The sequence below is a fragment of the Corynebacterium sp. UMB6689 genome (assembly GCF_030215295.1).
GTDB classification, from domain to species: Bacteria; Actinomycetota; Actinomycetes; order Mycobacteriales; family Mycobacteriaceae; genus Corynebacterium; species Corynebacterium aurimucosum.
The window spans coordinates 1-239 of sequence record NZ_JASOLS010000275.1 but is presented as its reverse complement, the minus strand read 5'-3'; the positions used below and the strand labels follow the sequence as shown (position 1 = coordinate 239).

The window sequence follows — 239 nt, the reverse complement described above, 5'->3', positions numbered from 1 at the left end:
GAACTCAAGGATCCACGCGCCCACACCGGCGCCGGCACCCGAAAGGGCGGCAATCGTCAGACTGAAGCGACGGTAAACGAAGAGAGCGAAGATGATCTCGGCGCCCAGACCCTGAGCAAGACCCGAGTACAGCGTCGAAATACCCCACTGTGAACCCAGCGCAGCGGAAACCGAAGCAGCAATGACCTCAACCAGGATTGCAGCACCCGGCTTGCGGACGATCAATCCACCAATCGGGC

1 protein-coding gene is annotated in these 239 nt (G+C 60.7%); it reads right to left on the bottom strand.

The window, feature by feature from the left end; translation table 11 throughout:
* Positions 1 to 239 (bottom strand): ECF transporter S component (locus tag QP363_RS13500; RefSeq protein ID WP_284764871.1); only part of this gene is annotated, 239 nt, incomplete at both ends.